Here is a 24699-nt window from a genome sequence, read left to right as displayed (position 1 = left end):
TATTTTTTGCCCCTTAAGTGTATACCAGGGGCAAAGATTTCACCGGAAAGTCACCTTCAGGCGGTTTATGGTACGTCGTAACCCAGCGCGGCCTTACGGATGCGGAACCACTGCTGACGGGTCATCTCCAGCTCTTCAGCGGCCAGCGCAGAACGCACGCGTTCTATTTTGCCGGAGCCGATAATAGGCAGAGGTTTTGACGGCAGGCGCAGGATCCATGCGTAAACAACCTGTTCGATGCTCTCCGCGTTCAGTTCGCGGGCGATGGTTTCAAGCTCGTTGCGCAGCGGCTGGAATTCATCATCATTAAACAAGCGTCCGCCCCCCAGGCAGGACCACGCCATCGGGCGAATGCGCAGTTGCTGCAGCTGATCGAGCGTGCCATCCAGCAGCAGCGGCTGGTGTACCGGGGAGATCTCAACCTGGTTGGTGGCCAGAGTAAACGGCAGACGAGACTGAAGCAGCGCAAACTGTGCCGGGGTAAAGTTAGAGACGCCGAAGTGACGCACTTTCCCACTCTGATGCAGGTTCAGGAAGGCTTCCGCCACCTCATCGGCATCCATCAGCGGGTCGGGGCGGTGGATTAACAGCAGGTCGATACGATCGGTCGCCAGATTGACCAGCGACTGCTCGGCGCTCTTGATGATATGCGCGCTGTCGGTGATGTAATGACCGAGGGCGTGTTCAGGTTTTGCCGTGGTGGCAATCCCACACTTCGTGACGATCTCCATGCGATCGCGCAGCGCAGGAACCAGCTTAAGCGCCTCGCCGAACGCGGCCTCGCACTGGTATCCACCGTAAATATCCGCATGATCAACCGTGGTGATGCCTAAATCAAGGTGCTCTTCAATAAAGCTCGCCAGCTGAAGGGGGGACATATTCCAGTCCATCAGGCGCCAGTAGCCCATGACAAAACGGGAGAATTCTGGCCCCTGGGGGGCAAGGGTAATTCGCTGAACCATAACATTTTCCTCAAGGACGTAATGCCATGAGTATACGCAATTACCGTGTTAAAAAAGTGAAGGTTGCTGGGGTTCTTCGGTTTCACCCGCTTTGTTTGCGCGTATTTTGCGCAGAAGACGCTGTCGGCAGAGGCGTAACACCTCCTGCTTTTGCGTGTCGCTAAAGTTTTGCCAGTTAAAACGCTCATCGCGGGTACGCATGCACCCGCGGCAATATCCGCGTTCATCGACCTGACAAATACCCCGGCACGGGCTCTGGATGGGGAAAAACTCCAGCTGCTCTGCCACACTCACCTCCCGAAAGCTCCTCTCACCTACAGTGAAGACGTTAATCGCACCACGTGCAAGGCCTATATCACAGATTTGTGGCATTAAGGTTTCACTAATCTTCCCTCTCTATACTCGGCCCATCATGACAATAACGGGTTTACCGATCGATGTGGTTAATCAAAAAGTTACAATGTAACGATATTAAATTTACTCTGAGCTGTGCACTCTTTTTTACGCTAATCAACGGGCTGTTTATCCAGCGCAGCTGGGCCATTATTGCCCCTTCGCACCTGCACGACATCCTCTTTGCCGCGTCCGTACCGCTGGTGCTGTTTTGCGGCTGGGTGATTGTCTTTAGCCTGCTGAATATCCCCTATATCCGTAAGCCGCTGCTGATTGTATTGACGATCGGATGCGCTGCGGCAACCTACTTTATGTACACCTATGGCGCGGTGATCGATCAGAACATGATTGTGAACGTGTTCGAAACCAACTCTCAGGAAGCGACAGCCCTGGTGACGCCGCAGATGATTCTGTGGATTGTTATTGCTGGCCTTGTGCCTTCCGTGGTGCTGGCTCTGACCCGCATTCGTACCGGTAAATGGTGGTACGCGCTGCTGACGCGCGTTGCCGCGATGCTCGGTGCTCTGCTGGTGATTATCCTGATTGCCGCGCTGTTTTATAAAGATTACGCATCGCTGTTCCGCAATAACAAAAGCATCGTCAAAATGGTCACCCCGGCGAACTATGTCAGCGCCGTGGTGAAGTACAGCAAGATGCGCTGGTTTGCCGGCGATCAAACGCTGGTGCGCATTGGTGAAGATGCCCATAAAGGGCCACTGATTACCGGTCAACAGAAGAAAACCGTTCTGGTGCTTGTCGTCGGCGAAGCCTCGCGCGCGGCAAACTACTCCCTGAACGGTTACGGGCGCGAAACCAACCCGGAACTGAAAAAGCAGGACGTGATTAACTTCCCGCAGGCCTCCTCGTGTGGTACCGAAACCGCGGTTTCCGTTCCCTGCATGTTCTCCGGCATGACGCGCAGCAAATACGATGCCGACCTGGCTCACCATCAGGAAGGTCTGCTCGATGTGCTGAAGCATGCGGGTATCAACCTGCTGTGGCGCGACAACGACGGCGGCTGTAAAGGTGCCTGCGATCGCGTGCCACATACCGATATGACGCAGTGGCAGCTGGATCAGTTCTGCAAAGACAAATCCTGTATTGACGATGTGAACTTCTACCGTCTGGATAACGTGCTGGATGGCGTGAAGCAAGATACGGTGCTGGTTATCCACCTGATGGGGAGCCACGGTCCGGCATACTATCGCCGTTACCCGGACAACTTCCGTAAATTCACCCCAACCTGCGACACCAATGAAATTCAGGATTGCGATCATCAGGCGCTGATCAATACCTATGACAACACCATCCTCTATACCGACAGCATGGTCAGCAAAACCATTGATGCGCTGAAAGCGCGCCAGTCTAGCATGAACAGCGCGCTGATTTATCTCTCAGATCACGGTGAATCGCTGGGCGAAAGCGGTATTTATCTGCACGGTACGCCTTATATGCTGGCGCCGGAGCAGCAAACGCATATTCCGTTTATGTTCTGGCTGTCACCGGATTACGCGAAAAACTTTGGCATCAACGAACAGTGTTTGCGTGACCATGCAGCAAAAAATGCGGTTTCCCAGGACAATTTATTCTCAACCGTATTGGGTATGATGGACGTGAAATCAACGGTTTATCAACCACAGCTGGATATACTGAGCGCATGTCGTCAGTAAACTCGCTTGCATTAGACCGAACGGTCTATTAGAGTGCGGCCATGAGCAGAAATACTGAACACGATACCCGCGAACATTTACTGGCAACCGGCGAGCGACTTTGCATGCATCGCGGGTTTACCGGTATGGGGTTGAGCGAGCTATTAAAAACCGCTGAGGTTCCGAAGGGGTCGTTTTATCACTACTTCCGGTCCAAAGAGGCTTTTGGCGTAGCGATGCTGGAACGTCATTATGCTGGCTACCACCAGCGTCTGGCGACCCACTTTGCGTCGGGTGAAGGTAACTACCGGGATCGTGTTCTGAACTACTATCAGGAAACGCTGAACCAGTTCTGTCAGCAGGGCATTATTAGCGGATGCCTGACCGTTAAACTGTCTGCAGAAGTGTGCGATCTTTCTGAAGATATGCGCGCGGCGATGGATAAAGGTGCCCGCGGCGTTATCGCCCTGCTGGCCCAGGCGCTGGAGAAAGGCCGCGATGAAAAAACGCTGGCCTTTTCCGGCGAGCCGTTAACCCAGGCGCAGGTGTTATATGCGCTCTGGCTAGGCGCTAACCTGCAGGCAAAAATTTCGCGCAGTGCCGTGCCGCTGGAAAGCGCGCTGGCACATGTGAAAAACAGCATTACTGCGCCTGGCATTTAACAGGCGTTTTTATTTACCCAACTACTAGTCGACTGGTCTACTCAGGAGTCTTTATGTCAGCTGAAAAATTATTTACCCCCTTAAAAGTGGGTGCCGTCACTGCGCCAAACCGCGTGTTTATGGCTCCGCTTACCCGTCTGCGCAGCATTGAGCCGGGCGACATCCCAACTCCACTGATGGGTGAATACTATCGTCAGCGCGCAAGCTCTGGCCTGATCATCACCGAAGCCACGCAGATTTCCGCTCAGGCTAAAGGTTATGCGGGTGCGCCGGGTCTTCACAGCCCGGAACAGATCGCCGCATGGCAGAAAATCACCGCGGGCGTTCACGCTGAAGAGGGCCGCATTGCGGTCCAGCTGTGGCATACCGGTCGTATCTCCCATAGCAGCATTCAGCCTGGCGGCCAGGCTCCGGTCTCCGCTTCGGCCCTGAGCGCAAATACCCGTACGTCCCTGCGTGATGAAAACGGCAATGCGATCCGCGTGGATACCTCTATGCCGCGCGCGCTTGAGCTGGATGAAATTCCGGGTATCGTGAACGACTTCCGCCAGGCCGTGGCCAACGCCCGTGAAGCCGGTTTTGACCTGATTGAGCTGCACTCCGCGCATGGCTACCTGCTGCACCAGTTCCTGTCACCGTCGTCTAACCACCGCACCGACCAGTACGGCGGCAGCGTTGAAAACCGCGCTCGACTGGTGCTGGAAGTGGTTGACGCCGTATGCCAGGAGTGGAGCCCGGATCGTATCGGGATCCGCGTCTCTCCAATCGGTTCTTTCCAGAACGTCGACAACGGTCCGAACGAAGAAGCCGATGCCCTGTACCTGATCGAAGAACTGGCTAAACGCGGCATCGCCTATCTGCACATGTCCGAGCCGGACTGGGCTGGCGGTAAGCCTTACACGGACGCTTTCCGTCAGAAAGTGCGCGAGCGTTTCCACGGGGTGATCATCGGTGCGGGGGCTTATACCCCGGAGAAAGCCGAAGATCTGATCGGCAAAGGGCTGATCGATGCCGTCGCGTTTGGCCGCGACTATATCGCCAACCCGGATCTGGTTGCCCGTCTGCAGAAAAAAGCGGCCCTGAACCCGCAGCGCCCGGAAAGCTTCTACGGCGGCGGCGCGGAAGGCTACACCGACTACCCTTCTCTGTAATCTCGCCGTTGTTCATTGATAGCGGCGATACTTCGCCGCTATACTAAAACATCGTTTCTGTTCAAAAAGACAGTCTATTCCATTGGTTAATGAGGAAATTATGCGCCTACTTCACACCATGCTGCGCGTTGGCGACCTGCAACGTTCCATTGATTTCTACACTAACGTCCTGGGCATGAAGCTGCTGCGCACCAGCGAAAACCCGGAATACAAATACTCGCTGGCGTTTGTGGGTTACGGCCCGGAAACGGATGAAGCGGTGATCGAGCTGACCTACAACTGGGGCGTAGACAGCTATGAGCTGGGCACCGCCTACGGCCACATCGCGCTGGAAGTGGACAACGCGGCCGAAGCGTGTGAGCGCATTCGCAGCAACGGCGGTAACGTTACGCGCGAAGCGGGCCCGGTAAAAGGTGGCACCACCGTGATTGCGTTCGTGGAAGACCCGGACGGTTACAAAATCGAGCTGATTGAAGCCAAAGACGCGGGTCGCGGTCTGGGCAACTGATCCCTCAGGGCGCAACATGCGCCCGTAGTTTTACTGCATCACCCTGCAAAATTTGCCATAATGCGCTCTGCTTTTTTCCCCTGGTAAGAGACCCTGATGTCCGATAACGCTCAATTTAGCGGTCTGTGCGACCGTTTTCGTGGTTTTTATCCCGTTGTCATTGATGTAGAAACAGCCGGATTTAACGCTAAAACCGATGCGCTGCTCGAAATTGCCGCCATCACGCTGAAGATGGATGAACAGGGCTGGCTTACACCGGACACCACGCTGCATTTCCACGTTGAACCTTTCGAAGGGGCAAACTTACAGCCGGAAGCGCTGGCGTTTAACGGTATCGATCCGCATAACCCGCTGCGTGGTGCAGTCAGTGAATATGATGCGCTGCACGCCATTTTCAAAATGGTGCGTAAAGGCATGAAAGAGAGTAACTGCAGCCGCGCCATTATGGTGGCCCATAACGCCACCTTCGATCACAGCTTTACCATGGCCGCCGCCGAGCGCGCCGCGCTTAAACGCAACCCCTTCCATCCTTTTGTGACCTTCGACACCGCCGCGCTGAGCGGCCTGGCCCTGGGACAAACGGTGTTATCAAAAGCCTGCATCACGGCGGGTATACCTTTTGACGGTACGCAGGCGCATTCCGCTTTATACGACACGGAGCGCACCGCAGAGCTGTTCTGTGAGATCGTCAACCGCTGGAAGCGTCTGGGCGGCTGGCCGCTGCCGATGGGCGACAGCGAAGAATAAAAAAAAGCGACCTTATCAGGTCGCTTTTTTATTTGCGCAGAAAATTACTCTGCGTCCGGCTCTTCGGTTTTGTACTTCGCCGCCGTCTCTTTGATCAACTGCTGCAGTTCGCCGCGCTGATACATTTCAATCAGGATATCGCAGCCGCCAACCAGCTCACCGTCAACCCACAGCTGTGGGAAAGTCGGCCAGTTAGCGTACTTAGGCAGCTCAGCGCGGATGTCCGGATTCTGCAGGATATCAACGTAAGCAAAACGCTCACCACAGGCTGACAGCGCCTGAACCGCTTGTGCGGAGAAGCCGCAGCTTGGCAGCTTCGGAGAACCTTTCATATACAGCAGAATTGGGTTTTCAGCGATCTGGCGCTGGATTTTTTCAATAGTGGTGCTCATGTCTTGCTTCCTTTAACTTCTGTTACGGCATTCGTCTGACATTGTAGCGGTTCAGACTGGCATCGGAAAATAACATTTTTGTCACGTTTATACATTCTACCCCGAGTCACGAAAAGTTGCATTGCAAATGGTGTTTACCCCTGCGGCGGTCAGGGTTTTGCTTAGGGAGTGGGCAAATGTGCGACAGAACGATGAATTTTTTTGCACTTGCTAACGAAACACGATTGTAGATTGAAAAATGCTATTAACTTTCTGGGTTTTTATAGATTAGAATCGACGGGCTTTGTAAATCACACGCGGGTATTATTGATGACCTGCATTTATCAGGGGACTGCCCAGTGGCGCGGATAAATAAAATCTCGATCACGCTCTGTGCTTTACTGTTTACTTCACTCACTTTCACGCCAGTGGCAAACGCCTCTCAGCAGGCGCGGCATTCTGCTGTACAAAAAAACCATCTGGTGAAAGCCACAGAACGTAAGAAAAAAACCACCGCTAAGAACGACAAGAAAAAAACACCGGCTCAGACGAAACAGACCGCTTCCAGCAAGACGAAAACAAAACCTTCCCGCACTGCCCACTCCGCTAAAAGTAAAGCTTCGCAAACCGCTGCTAACCTCGTTACTGAAAAATGCATCACGCGTAAAGGCCACAAGGCGAAATGCACGAAGGTCACGAAAATAGCTGAAGTGCATAAAGTGCGTGTACAGAAAGCGCAAAAAACCGCGATGAACAAACTGATGGGCCAGATTGGCAAACCTTATCACTGGGGTGGCAGTTCGCCGCGTACCGGGTTTGACTGCAGCGGCCTCGTCTATTACGCCTATAAAGATCTTGTCAAATTCCGCATCCCTCGTACCGCCAATGAGATGTACCACCTGCGCGATGCCTCACCGGTTGACCGCGGTGAGCTGGAAAACGGCGATCTGGTGTTCTTCCGCACTCAGGGTCGCGGCACGGCTGACCACGTTGGCGTGTATGTCGGCAACGGGAAGTTCATCCAGTCTCCACGTAGCGGCCAGGATATTCAGATCACCTCTCTCAGTGAAGACTACTGGGTACGCCACTACGTCGGCGCGCGTCGCGTGATGACGCCGAAAACCATTCGCTAACCCCTGCCCTGCCACATCCGTGGCAGGGTAAGTTCCTCTTTTGCATACCCTTTCAATTTGCTATCCTGTCCATGTTGTCTGTGTGGTTATTGGCAACACAAAATACAATAAGGAGAGAAGCAATGTCGTTCGAATTACCTGCACTACCATATGCAAAAGACGCCCTGGCACCGCACATTTCTGCGGAAACCCTGGAATATCATTACGGCAAACATCACCAGACGTACGTCACCAACCTGAACAATCTGATCAAGGGCACCGATTTTGAAGGCAAAACGCTGGAAGAGATCGTCCGCAGCTCAGAGGGTGGCGTCTTTAACAACGCGGCTCAGGTGTGGAACCACACCTTCTACTGGCACTGCCTGGCGCCGAATGCCGGCGGTGAACCTGCCGGTGAACTGGCTACCGCTATCAACGCCGCATTTGGCAGCTTCGCGGATTTCAAAGCGAAATTTACCGATGCAGCCATCAAGAACTTCGGTTCTGGCTGGACGTGGCTGGTTAAAGAGGCGGATGGCAAACTGGCTATCGTGTCCACTTCAAACGCGGGTACCCCGCTGACTACCAGCGCTAAGCCGCTGATGACAGTGGACGTATGGGAACACGCTTACTACATTGACTACCGCAACGCGCGTCCGAACTACCTGGAGCACTTCTGGGCACTGGTTAACTGGGACTTTGTCGCGAAGAACTTCGCCGCGTAAGAGACACGCAGAAGGGTTCGCCCTTCTGCGTTTTTGGTTTATTCCGCAGCGCAGGCTGCTTCAGGCTGTTTACGACCCGACATCATCACCAGCAGCAGGCCGAGCACGGCAATAATCGCCCCCATCACCGGCACAAAGCTGTATCCCAGACCACCTGAAATCACGGCCCCACCGGCCGCGGCGCCCAGGGCATTACCCAGGTTAAACGCACCGATATTCACGGAAGATGAAAGTCCCGGCGCCTCGTGCGCGACACGCATCACGCGCATCTGCAGCGGCGGCACCACGGCGAAAGTGGCGGCTCCCCAGACGACCATCGCAATCGCGGCCCCAAACTCATTGCGCGCCAGCCACGGAATGGCAACCATGATGACAATCAGCAGGGTTAAGAAGCCCTTAAGCGTCCCGCTCACGGAACGGTCGGCAAATTTCCCGCCGAGATAGTTGCCGATCGAGAAGCCCACGCCAATCAGCACCAGCATCGCGGTCACAAAGAGAGGCGTTGCGTGGGTGATGTCATGCAGGACGGGAGAAATATAGGTGTAGAGGGTAAACATCGCCCCTGCCCCCAGCACGGTTGTGAGCAGCGCGGAGAGCACCTGCGGGCGCATCAGCACAGCCAGCTCTTTACGCACTTCCGGACGTTCTCCGGCGCTTCCTTTCGGCAGGGAGAAGAACAGCGCCACCATCGCAATCACGCCCAGTCCGGCCGTCGCCAGGAAGGACATACGCCAGCCGATCGCTTCCCCCAGCCAGGTTGCCGCAGGCACCCCGCCGATGTTGGCAATCGTTAGCCCCATAAACATGGTCGCCACGGCGCTCGCCTGCTTGTGTTTTGGCACCACGCTGGCTGCCACGACCGATCCCAGCCCGAAGAATGCGCCGTGATTAAGGCTGGTCAGAATACGCGATAGCATCAGAGTGGTGTAATCTGGCGAAATGGCCGAAAGCACGTTGCCCAGGGTGAAAATCGCCATCAGGAAAATCAGCGCATTGCGGCGCGCGCGGTGCGAAAGCAGAAGCGTCATCAGCGGCGCCCCGACCATCACGCCGATAGCGTAGGCGCTAATTAACATCCCTGCCGCAGGGATAGAGACATCTACGCCCCGGGCAATAACAGGCAGTAACCCCATCGGGGAGAATTCAGTGGTGCCAATCCCAAAAGCGCCAATCGCCAGGGCCAGCAGGGGAAAATTGATTTTCATGCGTCAACTCCGAATGCCGTGTCATGTGGTGACACAGAACAAAGAAGCGGAAAGCATGACATCAATCACAAAAAATGAGAAGTTAACAAAATGGCAAAAGATTTTTGCCAGAGAAGTAACAATCCGGGGAGTCGGGAGGGAGAAGGCTCTCCCTCCGCGTAAATCAGTGCAGCGCAGCCGTCAGACCGGCCGCAACAATCAGAGCCAGCACAACAACGGTGGTGAACAGCGAAAACTTAAGATCGGAACTCATCAATTTTTCTCCTTTTAATCCCCACACGAAAAGTGAGCTTGCTCATTTTTGCACAGATTACGTCAAAAATCTTCCTGGATTTATACTGATAACCACTTTACCTCTTCCCCTTTTCATCAAGATAGGACAAAATTCCACGCTAAATTTATTAGCGTACCGGCCATTGACCCCCTCCTGACGTCCCGTGTCGTTTTCCCGGCGTGCCGCAATTCAACATTGCGAGATAAGGGTGAGAGAAGGCAAACGTTTACCTTCAAGTTTTTCAGGAGCTTAGGATATGGTCTGGAGTGACATTTAATGGCAACAATTAAAGACGTAGCAAAACGCGCAAACGTTTCCACTACAACCGTATCACATGTAATTAACAAAACCCGCTTTGTGGCGGAAGAGACGCGCAACGCCGTCTGGGCAGCGATCAAAGAGCTGCACTATTCGCCAAGTGCGGTTGCACGTAGCCTCAAGGTTAATCACACCAAGTCCATTGGATTGCTGGCAACCAGCAGTGAAGCGGCCTATTTTGCCGAGATCATTGAAGCGGTCGAAAAGAACTGCTTCCAGAAAGGCTATACCCTGATTCTGGGCAACGCGTGGAACAGCATTGAAAAACAGCGTGCCTACCTGTCGATGATGGCGCAAAAGCGCGTTGATGGCCTGCTGGTAATGTGCTCCGAGTATCCGGAGTCAGTGCTGTCGATGCTGGAAGAGTATCGCCATATTCCGATGGTGGTGATGGACTGGGGCGAAGCGCGCGCAGACTTCACCGATTCCGTTATCGATAACGCCTTTGAAGGCGGCTATATGGCCGGTCGTTATTTGATCGAACGCGGTCACCGCGAGATTGGCGTGATCCCCGGTCCGCTGGAGCGCAACACCGGCGCGGGCCGTCTGGCCGGTTTTATGAAAGCGATGGAAGAAGCGTTGATCAACGTGCCGGAAAACTGGATTGTGCAGGGCGACTTTGAGCCGGAATCGGGCTACCGCGCGATGCAGCAGATCGTCTCCCAGCCGCACCGTCCGACCGCCGTGTTCTGCGGAGGCGACATCATGGCCATGGGCGCGCTCTGCGCTGCCGACGAGCTGGGCCTGCGCGTACCGCAGGATATTTCCGTGATCGGGTATGACAACGTGCGTAACGCGCGCTTCTTCACCCCGGCGCTGACCACCATTCACCAGCCAAAAGACTCGCTGGGCGAAACGGCTTTTAACATGCTGATGGACAGAATCGTCAACAAGCGTGAAGAGTCGCAGTCCATTGAAGTTCACCCGCGTCTTATCGAACGCCGTTCCGTTGCGGATGGTCCGTTCCGCGACTACCGTCGTTAATCGCTTTACGGGGGCCAGCTACGCTGGCTCCCGTAACCATTCCCGGTTCAGCGTTTCGCTGTCTCCCAGATAATCCAGCAGCCAGGCCATCGCAGGCGAGACATCATTTTGCTGCCATGTGAGGCAGCAGGCCGCATCCGGGAACGGATTCTCCAGCGTCAGCTCAACCCACTCTCCGGTATCGATGCGCGGACGCGCGAAATGAACGGGCACCATCGCGACGCACAGCCCGGCGCTGAGGCACGTCGCCGACGATTCCCAGTCAGGGGCCACCACCCGCCGCTGGTTGTCGAGAAGCCAGGTGATACGCTTGGGCAATGAACGGGACGTATCCTCCAGCACCAGCGACGGCCAGTTGCGCAGCGTGTCATCGCTCAGCGGCCCTTCCATCGCCGCCAGCGGATGATCGCTTGCCACCACGCATTTCCAGCTCAGCATTCCCATATCGCGAAAAGCGTAACGTCCCCCGACCGGGATCGCCTGCGTGGCCCCAATCGCCATCTCTGCCCTGCCGTCCGCCAGCGCATCCCAGACGCCGTTAAACACCTCCTGCGAGACCCGCAACTCGACGTCAGAAAAATGACGGTAGAAATCGACGATCATCTGCCGGGTGCGCTCGGGTTTAACAATGTTATCCACCGCGATGGAAAGATGTCCCCGCCAGCCGTTAGCGATCTGCTGACACTGTTCGCGGGTGATCTGCATTTTTTTGATAACAGAACGCCCTTCTTTCAAAAACCACGCGCCTGCGGGCGTTAATTCCACATCACGATGCCGCCGTTCAAATAGCGGAACCGCCAGCCACTCCTCCAGCTGGCGCACCGTGTAGCTGATGGCCGAAGGGACGCGGTGCAGCTCCTGCGCCGCACCGCTAAAGCTGCCGTTACGCGCAACAGCATCGACCACTTCAAGAGAATAATCTGACCACATTTTCTGCCTGCAAAATTTTTGAATGCATCCGCCAAATATTAGCGTTTCACAAGCGGCTTTGCACTCCCTACACTCAGCGCCAATGTATACCTGCCTCCTCAGGAGAATAAAACAGTGCAACCCAGGAACGGTTTTTTAGTCTGGCTCGGCGGCTTGAGCGTGCTGGGCTTTTTGGCCACCGATATGTACCTGCCGGCGTTTGCCGCCATGCAGGAAGATTTACAAACGCCTGCTGCCGCCATCAGCGCCAGCCTGAGTTTATTCCTCGCCGGCTTTGCCTTCGCTCAGCTGCTCTGGGGACCGCTCTCGGATCGCTTTGGTCGTAAACCGGTACTGTTGCTGGGCCTGGCCATTTTTGCGGTAGGCTGCCTGGGAATGTTATGGGTACGCGATGCCACCTGGCTGCTGGTGCTGCGGTTTATTCAGGCCGTGGGCGTCTGTGCCGCGGCCGTGACCTGGCAGGCGCTGGTCACCGACTATTACCCGGCTAACCGCACAAACCGTATTTTCGCCACCATTATGCCGCTGGTGGGTCTCTCACCTGCCCTCGCTCCCCTGCTGGGCAGCTGGATCCTCGCGCATTTCGACTGGCAGGCCATTTTCGCCACGCTGTTTGCCATTACTCTGGTACTGATGCTGCCGGCGTTCGCCCTCAAGCCCGCGCATAAAAAAGAAGCGCATACTGACGCGAAGCCGATTACCTTTACTTCCCTGCTCAGCGCCAAAGCGTATCGCGGGAATGTCCTGATCTATGCCGCCTGCTCGGCAAGCTTCTTCGCGTGGCTGACCGGCTCGCCGTTTATTCTGCACGATATGGGCTATAGCCCGGCGGCCATTGGCCTGAGCTACGTTCCGCAGACCATCGCGTTCCTGGTGGGCGGGTACGGCTGTCGCGCGGCGCTGCAAAAATGGGAAGGCCAGCAGATGCTGCCGTGGCTGCTGGTGCTCTATGCGCTGAGCGTCATCGGCACCTGGGCCGTTGGCTTTATTCCGGGCGCGGGTCTGGCCGAAATATTGATTCCATTCTGCGTGATGGCCATCGCCAACGGGGCGATCTACCCTATCGTTGTAGCCCAGGCACTGCGTCCGTTCCCGCAGGCGACAGGCCGCGCGGCTGCGCTGCAGAACACCCTGCAGCTGGGGCTGTGCTTCCTGGCAAGCCTGGTGGTCTCCGCGCTGATTGCCACGCCGCTGCTGACGACAACCAGCGTGATGCTGGCTACCGTTGCGCTGGCCGTCATAGGCTATCGCATGCAGGCTTCCGCGCAGGGTGAGAGCACGCAGGTAGAAACCTCGCATGCCTAATCGCGCCAGAAACTATGTTAATTTTCAGTGATTAGGTTGCTAAGAATTTTCTGTTGAATCACCAAATTTTGAGGCCTATACTAAATTTGGTTCGATTAAATACGATAAATATTAAGTGTTAACGGGAGCCGGAGTGCTCCCGTTTTACCATGGAAGGCATTTCGGCAAGGGTTATCTCCCTTCCTCTGTTCTACGTCGGATATTAGCCTCGCGGTATTTACCGTGAGATTTCTCACAAACCAAAAAAAGCGTCTACGCTGTTTTAAGGTTCTGATCACAGTAGGGTGATGGAGAAGCTATGAGTTCATCGTGTATAGAAGAAGTCAGCGTTCCGGACGACAACTGGTCCCGGATCGTCAGTGAACTGTTAGGTCGAGCAGGCATCACTATCAATGGATCATCGCCATCCGATCCTCAGGTTAAACATCCCGACTTTTTTAAACGCGTGCTGCGAGAGGGATCGTTAGGCCTGGGAGAAAGCTATATGGACGGCTGGTGGGAGTGCGAACGTCTGGATACCTTTTTCGCCAGCGTGCTGCGTGCCGGTCTTGAAAATCAACTCCCTCGCAATCTGAAAGACACTTTGCGTGTCGCCTCTGCCCGACTGTTTAATCTGCAAAGTAAAAAACGCGCGTGGATCGTTGGCAAAGAACACTACGATCTGGGCAACGACCTGTTCAGCCGTATGCTGGACCCTTTCATGCAATACTCCTGCGCCTACTGGAAAGACGCGTCGACGCTTGAAGAGGCCCAGCAGGCCAAGCTGCGTCTGATCAGCGAAAAGCTGCAGCTACAGCCCGGCATGTGCGTGCTGGATATCGGCTGCGGCTGGGGCGGGCTGGCGTATTTTATGGCGAAACACTATGGCGTCAGCGTGGTCGGCGTGACGATCTCAGCGGAACAGCAAAAAATGGCGCGGGAGCGCTGTGAGGGTCTTGACGTGGATATCCGGCTGCAGGATTACCGTGACCTGAACGAGCAGTTTGACCGGATCGTCTCCGTCGGCATGTTCGAGCACGTAGGGCCGAAAAACTACGCTACCTATTTTGAGGTGGTGGATCGGAATCTGAAACTGGACGGCATCTTCCTGCTGCACACCATCGGCTCTAAGCGAACCGACAATAACGTCGACCCGTGGATCAACAAATACATCTTTCCGAATGGCTGTTTGCCTTCCGTCCGCCAGATTGCCAACGCCAGTGAACCCCATTTCGTGATGGAAGACTGGCATAACTTTGGCGCGGATTACGACACCACGTTGATGGCATGGCATGCGCGTTTTCAGGAGACCTGGCCTGAGATTGCGGACAACTATTCTGAACGATTCAGGCGGATGTTTAGCTATTATCTGAATGCCTGCGCGGGGGCGTTTCGCGCACGGGATATTCAGCTCTGGCAGGTGGTATTCAGCCGTGGGATTGAACACGGACTACGTGTCGCACGCTAAAAAAATAACCCCGGATGCCCGGGGTTATTTTTTATTCTTCTTCTGCGGCGGTCTTTATTATTGCCGCTTCTTTTGCTGCCAGCACGCGCTCAACCGTATCCACCACCGCCTGGGTTTGCGGATCGATTTCAATATTCACGCGGTGCCCCAGTTTTTTGGCACCCAGCGTGGTGCGCTGCAGCGTTTCAGGAATTAAATGCACGCAAAAACGCGTTGGCGTTACTTCACCCACCGTCAGGCTAATCCCATCGATGCCAATAAATCCTTTATAGAGGATGTATTTCATTAATGAAGGATCCTGCATTTTAAACCAGATTTGACGGTTATTTTCCGAGGTCACGATTTTTGCCACTTCGGCGGTGGTCATGATGTGCCCGGACATCAGGTGGCCGCCAATCTCATCGCTAAACTTCGCCGCCCGCTCAACGTTAACGGTATCACCTACCGCCAGTTCGCCCAGGTTGGTGATGCGCAGCGTCTCTTTCATTAAATCAAAGCTAATCTGGTTGCCGTTAATTTCGGTAACGGTCAGGCAGCAGCCGTTGTGAGCAATCGACGCGCCGGTTTCAATACCCTCAAGCATATATTCCGGCAGCTCAACAACATGAGTACGGAAATTAGGTTTTTCATCAATGGACACCACTTTGGCGGTGCCCTGCACAATACCAGTAAACATGCTTACAACTCCTGTTTTTTCCGGACGGTGGTGACACCGTTTAATCCCACCACAATAACAGTTGGAAAAAGAGGTTGCCAGCGGAGCGCATTTTCTGGCGATTTTTTCACTAGATAAATAGCTAAAGCCCGCTACAATAGCTGGCACCCCCCTGCATTTTCTTCTTGCTGCCCGTTTCGGCGGCTTTTTTAGTCTCTCAAATAACTACAAAATAAAGGTGTTCACGTGCAGAAGTACATGAATGAAGCGCGCCAGCTATTGGCACTGGCTATACCAGTGATCGTCGCGCAAGTGGCCCAGACCGCAATGGGATTTGTGGATACGGTAATGGCAGGTGGCTACAGCGCCACCGATATGGCGGCCGTGGCTATCGGCACGTCAATCTGGCTTCCGGCCATCCTGTTCGGCCACGGTCTGCTGCTCGCGCTCACGCCGGTTATCGCTCAGCTCAATGGCTCGGGTCGTCGCGAGCGCATTGCCCATCAGGTTCGTCAGGGTTTCTGGCTGGCAGGGTTTGTTTCCCTGCTGATCATGGTCGTGCTCTGGAACGCGGGCCACATCATTCGCGCTATGCATAACATTGACCCGGCACTGGCTGATAAAGCCGTGGGCTATCTGCGCGCCCTGCTCTGGGGTGCGCCCGGCTACCTCTTTTTCCAGGTGGCGCGTAACCAGTGTGAGGGCCTGGCGAAAACCAAGCCCGGGATGGTGATGGGCTTTATCGGCCTGCTGGTCAACATTCCGGTGAACTATGTCTTTATTTACGGTCATTTCGGGATGCCGGAGCTCGGCGGCGTCGGGTGCGGCGTGGCGACGGCAGCCGTTTACTGGGTGATGTTCTTCTCCATGATCGCCTTTGTAAAACGCGCCCGCTCCATGCGCGACATTCGTAACGAGAAAAGATTTAGCACGCCGGACTGGAACATCATGACGCGTCTGGTGCAGTTAGGGTTACCGATCGCCCTCGCCCTGTTCTTTGAGGTGACCCTGTTTGCCGTGGTTGCCCTGCTGGTCTCCCCGCTGGGCATTGTGAACGTGGCCGGGCACCAGATTGCGCTGAACTTCAGCTCCCTGATGTTCGTCCTACCGATGTCGCTGGCGGCGGCGGTGACGATTCGCGTCGGCTTCCGCCTGGGCCAGGGCTCAACGCTGGATGCGCAAACGGCCGCCCGGACCGGGCTGGGCGTCGGCGTCTGCATGGCTGTCTGTACGGCGCTCTTTACCGTTGCATTACGCGAGCAGATTGCCCTGCTCTATAACGACAACCCGGAAGTGGTCACGCTGGCATCGCACCTGATGCTGCTGGCCGCGATTTACCAGATCTCTGACTCCATCCAGGTGATTGGCAGCGGCGTGCTGCGTGGATATAAAGACACGCGCTCCATCTTCTTTATCACCTTCATCGCCTACTGGGTGCTGGGTCTGCCGTGTGGCTATATTCTGGCCCTGACGGACTTAGTGGTTGAGCGCATGGGGCCGGCAGGGTTCTGGATGGGCTTTATCATCGGCCTGACGTCGGCGGCGATTATGATGATGATGCGAATGCGCTTCCTGCAGCGCCAGCCATCAACGATCATTTTGCAACGCGCTGCCCGTTAAATACGCAGTAGCCGCCACCCGGCGGCTACTTTCTCTTCACTTTGCGCGGTAATACAGCAATCGCGTGAAATCAGAGAGAAAATTGCATTTTCCCTCTTGCCACCTCGGTGCTGTGCCGCTAATATTCGTCCCCGTTGTCACCGACAACACGTTGCGTTCATAGCTCAGTTGGTTAGAGCACCACCTTGACATGGTGGGGGTCGTTGGTTCGAGTCCAATTGAACGCACCATTCTGCGTCCGTAGCTCAGTTGGTTAGAGCACCACCTTGACATGGTGGGGGTCGGTGGTTCGAGTCCACTCGGACGCACCATTTCAGTCCTGAAATGGTGCAAATCCTCTTCTGATATCCTGAATTATCCTAATCCCTTATTTTCATCATTATTCTCCTGCTACGCTTTTCTTATGGAAAAAAACACAGGAAACGTGTTGATGAAGAAGATCGCGATTATCGGCTCCGGCCCCACAGGGATTTACACCTTTTATCACCTCCTCAAGAACAGCACGCCGCTCTCCATTTCCGTTTTCGAACAATCCGAAGACGCTGGCGTGGGTATGCCCTATAACGACGACGATAATTCCCGGCTAATGCTGGCGAACATTGCGAGCATTGAAATCCCGCCCATTTTTATCACCTACCTCGACTGGCTCAAGGAACAGAGTGACGCCCATATTGCGCGCTTTAAGGTTGATAAAACCCGCCTGCATGACCGGCAGTTCCTGCCGCGGCTTCTGCTGGGTCAATATTTCCGCGACAGCTTTCTTTCCATCGTAAAAGAGGCAAAAAGGCTGGGATTCAACGTTGATGTCCATGAATCTGCGAAGGTCACAGACATCATTCCCGCGACAACCGGCGTTACGCTTTCCGTCAACGGCAGCGTCTTGCCTGAACAATTCGACCTTGCGGTTATCGCCACCGGCCACGTCTGGCCAGACGAGGACGAATCCACGCGCACGTTCTTCCCAAGCCCGTGGTCCGGTCTGATGGACGCCAGTATCCCTCCCTGCCGCGTCGGTATCATTGGGACATCGTTAAGCGGTCTCGACGCGGCCATGGCGGTGGTGATGCAGCACGGTGAATTTCGTGATGATAAATTCGTGCTGGATAAAGGCAGCGACGCGTTGAAGATTGTCCTGATGTCCCGAACGGGTATTCTGCCGGAAGCCGATTTTTACTGCCCTATTCCTTACGAACCGCTGTCGGTATTGACCGAAGGCGCGGCTGAAAGCGAGATTGCCCAAGGATCGGATGGCCTGCTCGACCGTATATTTACCCTGATGGTCAAAGAGCTTCAGCTGGCTGACCCGACGTGGTGTGAGAAAATATCCCTGCATAAGCAGAATGCGGACAGCATTCGTGAGGCCTGGTTTGAGGATCGTAAACGGCACGGCCCCTTTACCTGGGCAGAGGAGAATCTCAACGAGGTTGAGCGGAACAAACGCGAGCGGCGCACCGTAGCCTGGCGCTATACCGTGCTTCGGCTGCATGAGGTGGTTCAGGAGATTGTTCCCCACCTCAACGAACGGGACAGAGAGCGCTTTAAGCAAGGCCTCGCCCGCGTATTCATCGACAACTATGCGGCCATCCCTCCGCAGTCTATCCGCAGGCTGCTCGCGCTTCGCGAAGCCGGCATCATTAGCGTGGCGACGCTCGGCGACGATTACGCGCTGGATATTGGCAGCGATCGAACGGTAATCACTACACAAGAGACCGTTTACCGTTTCGACGTGTTTATTGATGCGCGCGGGCAGAAGCCGCTCAAAACGAAGGATCTGCCCTTTCCGACGCTGCGCAAACAGCTGGAAGCCACGGGCGAAGAGATACCGGACGTCGGTGAGGATTACACCTTAAATGCGCCTGACGCCGTTCGCGGGCGCATTGCCTTCGGCGCGATACCGTGGCTGATGCACGATCGTCCCTTCGTTCAGGGGCTGGCTGAGTGTGCAGAGATTGCGGAAGCAATGGCGAAGGCGGCGGAAAAACCCGCGTCTCGATCGCGGCGCAGATTACCGTATATCGAGAACTGACAGGGCTTCCATGCCCTGCTGTCGCGGATTACTCGAAGAAGACTTCCGGATTTTCAGACAGCGAAACGAAGGTTTTCGTCGCTTTATCCAGGGCAAGAATTTTGCCGCTTTCAATGTCGTACACCCAGCCGTGCAGTCGGATGGAGTTATTACGCAGGCCCACCGCGACGGACGGGTGGGTCTTAATGTTGCTCAGCTGCGCAAACACGTTCTCCTGCACCATCGCATTGACCTTATCGATCGGCTTATCCCAGGTTTTCTTCTCAACCACGGCTTTCGCCGCGTCTGAATAGCGCAGCCAGTGTGACACAGCAGGCATCGGCTCCAGGTTCGCGTTATCGGCAATCGCCTTCATCGCGCCACAGTTGGAGTGACCGCAAATCACGATATCCGTGACGCCCAGCGCCACCACGGCGTATTCGATAGTGGCGGACACGCCGCCAGGCTCCGGCCCGAAAGGCGGTACGATGTTGCCAGCATTACGAATGACAAAGAGTTGTCCTGGCTCTTGCTGGGTGACCAGTTCCGGGACCAGACGGCTGTCGGAGCATGAGATGAACAGCGCTTTGGGATTCTGGCTGGACGCTAAACTGCGGAAGAGTTCTTTACGTTGCGGGAAAATCTCTTTTTGAAAGCTGAGAAAACCTTCAATGATATGTTGCATAGCAATGTCTCTTTTATCTGTTTTAGTTTAGGCATGATCGAGATCACACTCGTAAAGTTTACCCATCGTGGTTTACTTCAGACAAGCAATATATTTCTGGCCCGACCGCTGCACAATCTCGTCCGCACTGGCCTGGATGTTCTGCCCTTCAAACGCGCCGTAAAGACGTTCAAAGGTTTTGCCTTCGAGATGACTCACCACCGACGCCACGGTGCGGGCCGGCAGCGGAAGATAATTCGGATAGCTCCACATAAACGAGACGGCGTCTTTACCCGGCGTGACCTGCAGAATATCGCCCACCAGCAATACCCCGCCCCCCTCCTGCCAGTGCAGCACCGTTCCACCGGTAAAATGCCCTCCCAGACGCAGCAGGGTGACCGACGGGAAAATATCCAGCGCATCCCCCTCCCAGAAATGAATGGCCGGGCTGTCGCGCATGACCCACTCTTTGTCGCTGGCGTGCAGATACACCGGCGCATCAAACGCCGCAGCCCACTCCAGCATGGTGGTGTAATAGTGCGGATGTGAAATAGCAATCGCGCTGATGCCGCCGAGGGCGGTAACGAGCGCTTTGGTTGCGGGGTCGAGGTTGGCGATGCAGTCCCAGAGGATATTCCCGTGGGGCGTTTGCAGGAACAGCGCCCGCTGGTTTATCGCAAACGCGGGCACCGTTTTGATCCCAAACAGCCGCGGCTCCAGCTGCTGCCATTTATTGCTATGCGTGGCGGTGACGGTGTCGAGATCGGTCCATGCCTGGCCCGTGGCGGGCACGTACTGGCGTTCATCCTCGCAAATTGGGCATCTGTCCGGGCGGGCATCGTAGGCGGTTCCGCAGGTTTTACAGAGTGTAATCATGTGCTCTCCTCAGCGATAAAGCACTGAGTATGGCAGGGATTATCCTTATGTGCTGCGAGGTACATTGCTGGCTTTTTTTGCCCTATACTGTGCCAGTATCAAAAACTGAACAGAGCAGGTGCCACATGGAAATTGATCTCGATAACTTAGTCTTTAACGGTCTGGATGAAGCCGAAGAGCGTAATGCGGAACGTCTGGACGATGCAGACAAAAAAGCACAAGCGATTGTCGCCGACGACGACTGCGGCGACGCCTGCAAGATCTAATAAAAAAGCACCGGGAAGCCGGTGCTTTTTTATTTCACTCGTTACACGTCACGCACACCTCGTTCCAGTACGTTTCGCGCGTGCGGCGCAGTTCAGCGTGACGTTTTATCATGGAACCACTCCGGGTCAATGTTGGCGACGTCGACGCCATACAGGCTGGCGACAGGCAGTATTGACTCAAGAACACGTTGCGCGCTGTTCTCCGCATTCACTGGTCGGGTCGCAAAAAACCGCCGTAACGTGCTGATCCATTTTTTCATCGTCTTACCCTCTCTCGCCGTGTCTGATCTCAGTTAAGCACTCAAATGCCGCGCGGGGGAAATACCAAAATCCACTGTCGATGTGCAGGATTTGCAAATAGCCTCCCGTTCTTTTCACTCTTCATTAACACCTTGTTCACTAATGCTTTTTTGCTCATAGCAAAGAACGATTTCTTATTTGGCGATAGCTTTCGCTTATGGGAGCGTAGAGGGGTAAAACAAAAACAACGAGATGGCGAATGACTATGGCAGCAAACATGAAAGGGTTTACAAAACGGACACTGGTTCTGGGATTACTGGCGTCGGGCAGCCTGCTTTCAGCGCAGGCACAGGCCGATCAGCTGGCGGATATTAAGGCCGCAGGGGTGGTGAAAGTGGCCACGTTTGACGCCAACCCGCCGTTTGGCTCTATTGATGCCAAAACGCACGAGATCGTCGGTTATGACGTGGACTTCGCCAAAGCGCTGGCAAAATCGCTCGGCGTGAAGCTTGAACTGGTTGCCACCAATCCGGCTAACCGTATTCCGCTGCTGCAGTCCGGAAAAGCCGATCTGATCGTGGCGGATATCACTATCACCGCGGAACGCGCGCAGGTGATTGATTTCTCGACGCCTTACTTTGTCACCGGCCAGCAGTTCCTCGTGCCGGCTAAATCACCGGACAAGCTTGATGACTATAGCCGGGCGCGTATTGGCGCGGTCAAAGGAACGACGGGCGAGCAGGCGCTTCACCAGCGTTTCCCGCAGTCACGCGTGCTCTCTTATGACGATATTCCGCTGGCGCTGACGGCACTGCGCAACGGTAACTTACAGGCCATCACCCAGGACAGCACCATTCTGGCCGGTCTGCTGGCGCAGGCGCCGGATAAAGCGAACTTTAAAATCCTGCCCGACCTGCTCAGCAAAGAAGAGATTGGCGTTGGGGTGAAAAAAGGCGAAACGGCGCTGCTGAAGGCCGTTAACGACGAGCTGGTTAACCTCGAGAAGAACGGTCAGGCAGCAAAAATCTACGATGTCTGGTTTGGCCCAAACACGCCTTCCCCACAGCCTCGCGCCTTTAAAATAGAAGCCAGATAATTATGCTCTCAGGTTTATTTTCACACTCCGCGGCCGGTGCCGCGGATTTTTCACATCTGGAACAGGCCAGCGTCGAGTTTCGTCACGTGGACAAACGCTACGGTGACCATCAGGTTTTAAACGACATTAACCTCACCATCACGCCCGGTGAAGTGGTCGCCATCCTCGGCCCTTCAGGTTCCGGTAAATCCACCCTGATCCGTCTCATCAACCAGCTTGAAACCCTGAGCGGCGGAGAGATTCTGGTCGACAACAAGCCTACCGCAAAGCTCTCCGGTACCGGGCTGCGCCAGCTGCGCAGCCGCGTGGGGTTTGTGTTCCAGCAGTTCAATCTTTACGCCCACCTCACCGCCAGCCAGAACATCACCCTGGCGCTGGAGCAGGTTCACGGATGGAAGCCGCAGCCTGCCCGGGAGCGCGCGCTGGCCCTGCTGGAGAAGGTCGGGATGCTGGAAAAAGCCCACCATTTCCCGGCAGAACTTTCCGGTGGACAGCAGCAGCGCGTCGCGATTGCCCGCGCCCTGGCCTCCTCACCGCAAATCATTCTGTTCGATGAACCCACCTCCGCGCTGGATCCGGAGATGATTGGTGAAGTGCTGTACGTGATGAAAGCCCTCGCCCACAGCGGGATCACGATGATCGTGGTGACCCACGAGATGCAGTTTGCCCGGGAAATTGCCGACCGGATTGTCTTTATCGACGGCGGGCAAATTCTGGAAACCGCGCCGCCGGCGCAGTTTTTCAGCCAGCCGTCGCATCCGCGCGCGCAGCGGTTCCTGCAGAAGGTGCTCAACCCGCTGCATCAGGAGCATCTGTAATGCCCGCGCTCGACTGGCAGGGGGTACTGACCGGACAGCCTCTGCAGTGGATACTCTCCGGATTCCTCACCACCCTGTGGGTAACGCTTGCCGGGATGCTGCTGGCCAGCCTGCTCGCACTGTTTTTTATGCTCCTGCGCCTTTCCGGCGGACGCCCCGGGAACGCGGTCGTCAGCAGTTGGGTGTCGCTGTTTCGCAATACGCCGCTGCTGTTGCAACTGCTGTTCTGGTATTTTGCCGCCTGGAACGGGCTACCGCAGGCGTTCCGCGACGCGGTGAACGCGGATCACAGCTGGTCAATTCTACCTGGTAACGTCTGGTGGTTTACGCCCGAATTTTTATGTTCTGCCTGGGGGTTGGGCGTCTTTACCTCGGCGTTTTTAATCGAAGAGGTGGAATCGGGCTTACGTTCCGTGCCTGCCGGACAGCGGGAGGCGGCGCTCGCGCAGGGATTCTCCGCGTGGCGTCTGTTTCGTTACATCCTTCTGCCGCAGGGGCTGGCCAACGCCTGGCAGCCCGTTGTGGGGCAGTATCTTAATCTGATGAAGCTCTCCTCGCTCGCCAGCGGGATTGGCTTCGCCGAGCTGACCTATCAGGTCAGGCAGATCGAGAGCTATAACGCGCACGCGCTGGAGGCGTTTACCCTCGGAACCGCGCTCTATCTGCTGACCGGCCTGGTCATGGGGATGGTGCTGGTTCGCATCGGACCTGACGCGAAACGTAAACGCCCAGGCGCCGCCGCCACTCGGAGTGAAAAACATGATTGCCGGACTTAACGTCATCACCGATAACCTCGACTATCTGCTGTGGGGACGCGCGGCAACGGGTGAACCGGGGGGAGTATTGCTGTCGTTAATGATGGCTGCCGGGGCCGCCGTTATCGCTCTGCCCGGAGGGATAGTGCTCGCATGTCTGGCCTGGCGCTTTACCGGGCTCGTGCGAAAGGTCCTCTTTTTATGGGCAGAGCTGATTCGCGGTATCCCGCTCATCTTCGTAATTTTCTGGATGTGGTATCTTCTGCCGCTTATGACCGGGGGCGATCTGCCGGGAGCGTTGACCGTCACGCTGGCCCTGGCCTGGTTTACCGCGGCAACCGTAATGCACTCGGTACTGGCCGGGCTTAACGCGCTACCGTCCGGGCAGTACGAGGCCGCACTGTCACAGGGATTCAGCACGCAGCAAACACTCCTGCGCGTGCTGCTGCCGCAGGCGCTGAGGAATATTCTGCCGTCGCTGGTGGGGATTTTTATCAGCCTGCTGAAGGATACGTCGCTGGCGTTTATCGTGAACGTACCGGAGCTGACCACGGTGGCGGGACAGGTCAACAACCGGGTGCAAATCTACCCGGCAGCCATTTTTATCTTTACGGGCGTGGTCTACTACCTGCTCTGCTGCTCGCTCGAACAGCTTGCGAAACGCTGGCGCATTACCCGGCCAGCGCTTTAACCACCGTTTCCATCGCTTCGGTTGTCAGTTCACTGCGTTTCACGCGCTGGTTCGCCAGCGCGGTACGCAGGACTCCGGCAATGACAATATGCTTTGGCTCCTGCCCTAAATCACGCATCTCAAGCACCACCTTTCCGACCACCCGGCACATCTCCTGGTACAACGCATCATCTTTGGTCACGTTACCCATCGTCATCACTCCATTGCCTGTTAAACGTTGAGCTTAAATGATTCTCCTGCCGGATACAAAATACTGGCCCGACGAGAGAC

28 protein-coding genes and 2 tRNA genes are annotated in these 24699 nt (G+C 55.4%); 19 read left to right on the top strand and 11 right to left on the bottom strand.

From position 1 onward, the window contains the following. Nucleotides 1–65: 65 nt before the first annotated feature. On the bottom strand, nucleotides 66–962 hold the full coding sequence (locus ACMWLG_RS03055; protein ID WP_045401379.1) for an aldo/keto reductase: 897 nt from the start codon (nucleotides 960–962) through the stop codon (nucleotides 66–68). 48 nt (nucleotides 963–1010) lie between these two features. Next, on the bottom strand, nucleotides 1011–1250 hold the full coding sequence (locus tag ACMWLG_RS03050; RefSeq protein ID WP_008500587.1) for a DUF1289 domain-containing protein: 240 nt from the start codon (nucleotides 1248–1250) through the stop codon (nucleotides 1011–1013). A gap of 149 nt (nucleotides 1251–1399) precedes the next feature. Here ACMWLG_RS03050 and eptA point away from each other — a divergent pair, with 149 nt between their 5' ends. The 5 genes from eptA (at nucleotide 1400) to rnt (ending at nucleotide 6072) form a co-directional block, all read left to right on the top strand. Next, entirely contained in the window at nucleotides 1400–3025 is a 1626-nt protein-coding gene (gene eptA, locus ACMWLG_RS03045) for a phosphoethanolamine transferase EptA (RefSeq protein ID WP_045401382.1), read from the top strand. 41 nt (nucleotides 3026–3066) lie between these two features. Further along, nucleotides 3067–3666: a TetR/AcrR family transcriptional regulator gene (locus ACMWLG_RS03040; protein ID WP_045401387.1), complete on the top strand. Its 600-nt coding sequence runs from the start codon at nucleotides 3067–3069 to the stop codon at nucleotides 3664–3666. A 53-nt stretch (nucleotides 3667–3719) separates the two neighbouring features. Next, the gene (locus ACMWLG_RS03035) at nucleotides 3720–4817 is read left to right on the top strand and encodes an alkene reductase (RefSeq protein ID WP_023311356.1); all 1098 of its coding nucleotides are present in this window, start codon (nucleotides 3720–3722) and stop codon (nucleotides 4815–4817) included. A gap of 100 nt (nucleotides 4818–4917) precedes the next feature. Beyond that, entirely contained in the window at nucleotides 4918–5325 is a 408-nt protein-coding gene (gene gloA / locus ACMWLG_RS03030) for a lactoylglutathione lyase (RefSeq protein WP_013096923.1), read from the top strand. A gap of 96 nt (nucleotides 5326–5421) precedes the next feature. Then, nucleotides 5422–6072: a ribonuclease T gene (gene rnt / locus ACMWLG_RS03025; protein WP_023311355.1), complete on the top strand. Its 651-nt coding sequence runs from the start codon at nucleotides 5422–5424 to the stop codon at nucleotides 6070–6072. Between the two features lie 44 nt (nucleotides 6073–6116). Here rnt and grxD read toward each other — a convergent pair whose 3' ends face one another. Next, a complete protein-coding gene (gene grxD / locus ACMWLG_RS03020; protein WP_003832760.1) occupies nucleotides 6117–6464 on the bottom strand; it encodes a monothiol glutaredoxin 4 in 348 nt (115 codons plus the stop codon). 338 nt (nucleotides 6465–6802) lie between these two features. On the opposite strand from grxD, the gene ACMWLG_RS03015 reads away from it, so the two are divergent. Beyond that, the gene (locus tag ACMWLG_RS03015; protein ID WP_023311354.1) at nucleotides 6803–7576 is read left to right on the top strand and encodes a C40 family peptidase; all 774 of its coding nucleotides are present in this window, start codon (nucleotides 6803–6805) and stop codon (nucleotides 7574–7576) included. Between the two features lie 122 nt (nucleotides 7577–7698). Continuing rightward, nucleotides 7699–8280, top strand: coding sequence for a superoxide dismutase [Fe] (gene sodB / locus ACMWLG_RS03010; protein ID WP_023311353.1), 582 nt, complete (start codon nucleotides 7699–7701; stop codon nucleotides 8278–8280). Between the two features lie 38 nt (nucleotides 8281–8318). Here sodB and ACMWLG_RS03005 read toward each other — a convergent pair whose 3' ends face one another. Both ACMWLG_RS03005 and ACMWLG_RS03000 read right to left on the bottom strand, forming a co-directional pair. After that, nucleotides 8319–9485, bottom strand: coding sequence for an MFS transporter (locus ACMWLG_RS03005; protein WP_414762950.1), 1167 nt, complete (start codon nucleotides 9483–9485; stop codon nucleotides 8319–8321). 163 nt (nucleotides 9486–9648) lie between these two features. Further along, complete coding sequence (locus ACMWLG_RS03000) at nucleotides 9649–9738, bottom strand: YnhF family membrane protein (RefSeq protein ID WP_008500596.1); 90 nt, start codon at nucleotides 9736–9738, stop codon at nucleotides 9649–9651. Between the two features lie 297 nt (nucleotides 9739–10035). On the opposite strand from ACMWLG_RS03000, the gene purR reads away from it, so the two are divergent. Continuing rightward, nucleotides 10036–11061: an HTH-type transcriptional repressor PurR gene (gene purR, locus ACMWLG_RS02995; RefSeq protein WP_023335431.1), complete on the top strand. Its 1026-nt coding sequence runs from the start codon at nucleotides 10036–10038 to the stop codon at nucleotides 11059–11061. Between the two features lie 18 nt (nucleotides 11062–11079). On the opposite strand, the gene punR is transcribed toward purR, so the two are convergent. Further along, a complete protein-coding gene (gene punR, locus ACMWLG_RS02990; RefSeq protein WP_023311350.1) occupies nucleotides 11080–11991 on the bottom strand; it encodes a DNA-binding transcriptional activator PunR in 912 nt (303 codons plus the stop codon). A 114-nt stretch (nucleotides 11992–12105) separates the two neighbouring features. Between punR and punC the strand changes: the two genes are divergently transcribed. Beyond that, complete coding sequence (punC, locus tag ACMWLG_RS02985) at nucleotides 12106–13296, top strand: purine nucleoside transporter PunC (RefSeq protein WP_045401390.1); 1191 nt, start codon at nucleotides 12106–12108, stop codon at nucleotides 13294–13296. Between the two features lie 298 nt (nucleotides 13297–13594). Continuing rightward, nucleotides 13595–14743, top strand: a complete 1149-nt coding sequence (gene cfa, locus ACMWLG_RS02980; protein ID WP_045401393.1) for a cyclopropane fatty acyl phospholipid synthase — start codon at nucleotides 13595–13597, stop codon at nucleotides 14741–14743. Nucleotides 14744–14774: 31 nt separating this feature from the next. Here the strand turns inward: cfa and ACMWLG_RS02975 are convergent, their stop codons facing one another. Continuing rightward, a complete protein-coding gene (locus ACMWLG_RS02975; RefSeq protein WP_023311347.1) occupies nucleotides 14775–15419 on the bottom strand; it encodes a riboflavin synthase in 645 nt (214 codons plus the stop codon). Nucleotides 15420–15644: 225 nt separating this feature from the next. Between ACMWLG_RS02975 and mdtK the strand changes: the two genes are divergently transcribed. From mdtK to ACMWLG_RS02955, 4 genes are all read left to right on the top strand, one after another. Continuing rightward, the gene (gene mdtK, locus ACMWLG_RS02970) at nucleotides 15645–17018 is read left to right on the top strand and encodes an MdtK family multidrug efflux MATE transporter (protein ID WP_045401396.1); all 1374 of its coding nucleotides are present in this window, start codon (nucleotides 15645–15647) and stop codon (nucleotides 17016–17018) included. 153 nt (nucleotides 17019–17171) lie between these two features. Further along, nucleotides 17172–17248 (top strand) — tRNA-Val (locus ACMWLG_RS02965). A gap of 4 nt (nucleotides 17249–17252) precedes the next feature. Next, nucleotides 17253–17329: transfer RNA gene (locus ACMWLG_RS02960), tRNA-Val, on the top strand. 119 nt (nucleotides 17330–17448) lie between these two features. Further along, entirely contained in the window at nucleotides 17449–19044 is a 1596-nt protein-coding gene (locus ACMWLG_RS02955) for an FAD-NAD(P)-binding protein (RefSeq protein WP_045619804.1), read from the top strand. 28 nt (nucleotides 19045–19072) lie between these two features. Here the strand turns inward: ACMWLG_RS02955 and ACMWLG_RS02950 are convergent, their stop codons facing one another. Together ACMWLG_RS02950 and ACMWLG_RS02945 are read right to left on the bottom strand one after the other, a co-directional pair. Then, a complete protein-coding gene (locus tag ACMWLG_RS02950) occupies nucleotides 19073–19708 on the bottom strand; it encodes a carbonic anhydrase (protein WP_023311344.1) in 636 nt (211 codons plus the stop codon). 72 nt (nucleotides 19709–19780) lie between these two features. Then, complete coding sequence (locus ACMWLG_RS02945; RefSeq protein WP_045401400.1) at nucleotides 19781–20563, bottom strand: MBL fold metallo-hydrolase; 783 nt, start codon at nucleotides 20561–20563, stop codon at nucleotides 19781–19783. Nucleotides 20564–20688: 125 nt separating this feature from the next. On the opposite strand from ACMWLG_RS02945, the gene ACMWLG_RS02940 reads away from it, so the two are divergent. Continuing rightward, nucleotides 20689–20829, top strand: a complete 141-nt coding sequence (locus tag ACMWLG_RS02940) for a hypothetical protein (RefSeq protein ID WP_003857665.1) — start codon at nucleotides 20689–20691, stop codon at nucleotides 20827–20829. A gap of 92 nt (nucleotides 20830–20921) precedes the next feature. Here ACMWLG_RS02940 and ACMWLG_RS02935 read toward each other — a convergent pair whose 3' ends face one another. Beyond that, on the bottom strand, nucleotides 20922–21089 hold the full coding sequence (locus ACMWLG_RS02935) for a hypothetical protein (protein ID WP_014831607.1): 168 nt from the start codon (nucleotides 21087–21089) through the stop codon (nucleotides 20922–20924). A gap of 245 nt (nucleotides 21090–21334) precedes the next feature. Here ACMWLG_RS02935 and ACMWLG_RS02930 point away from each other — a divergent pair, with 245 nt between their 5' ends. The 4 genes from ACMWLG_RS02930 to ACMWLG_RS02915 are packed head-to-tail and all read left to right on the top strand — an operon-like array spanning nucleotide 21335 to nucleotide 24429. After that, nucleotides 21335–22165 carry an ABC transporter substrate-binding protein gene (locus tag ACMWLG_RS02930; protein WP_162467373.1) on the top strand — a complete coding sequence of 277 codons (831 nt, stop codon included), beginning with the start codon at nucleotides 21335–21337 and terminating at the stop codon, nucleotides 22163–22165. A 2-nt stretch (nucleotides 22166–22167) separates the two neighbouring features. After that, nucleotides 22168–22983, top strand: a complete 816-nt coding sequence (locus tag ACMWLG_RS02925) for an amino acid ABC transporter ATP-binding protein (RefSeq protein WP_045401402.1) — start codon at nucleotides 22168–22170, stop codon at nucleotides 22981–22983. Next, on the top strand, nucleotides 22983–23759 hold the full coding sequence (locus ACMWLG_RS02920; protein ID WP_045401405.1) for an amino acid ABC transporter permease: 777 nt from the start codon (nucleotides 22983–22985) through the stop codon (nucleotides 23757–23759). The genes ACMWLG_RS02925 and ACMWLG_RS02920 overlap by 1 nt, the downstream gene beginning before the upstream one ends. Beyond that, nucleotides 23743–24429, top strand: coding sequence for an amino acid ABC transporter permease (locus ACMWLG_RS02915; protein WP_045401407.1), 687 nt, complete (start codon nucleotides 23743–23745; stop codon nucleotides 24427–24429). Before ACMWLG_RS02920 ends, ACMWLG_RS02915 begins: the two co-directional genes overlap by 17 nt. Here ACMWLG_RS02915 and fumD read toward each other — a convergent pair. Next, a complete protein-coding gene (gene fumD, locus ACMWLG_RS02910) occupies nucleotides 24410–24619 on the bottom strand; it encodes a fumarate hydratase FumD (protein WP_045401410.1) in 210 nt (69 codons plus the stop codon). The two genes, ACMWLG_RS02915 and fumD, sit on opposite strands and share 20 nt — an antisense overlap. Nucleotides 24620–24699: the final 80 nt, after the last annotated feature.

Origin of the sequence: Enterobacter sp. 01-M-02-SI-ECC, from assembly GCF_047530595.1 — a bacterium.
In the GTDB taxonomy this organism is placed as follows: domain Bacteria; phylum Pseudomonadota; class Gammaproteobacteria; order Enterobacterales; family Enterobacteriaceae; genus Enterobacter; species Enterobacter cloacae_M.
This window is presented reverse-complemented; position numbering and strand designations above follow the sequence as displayed.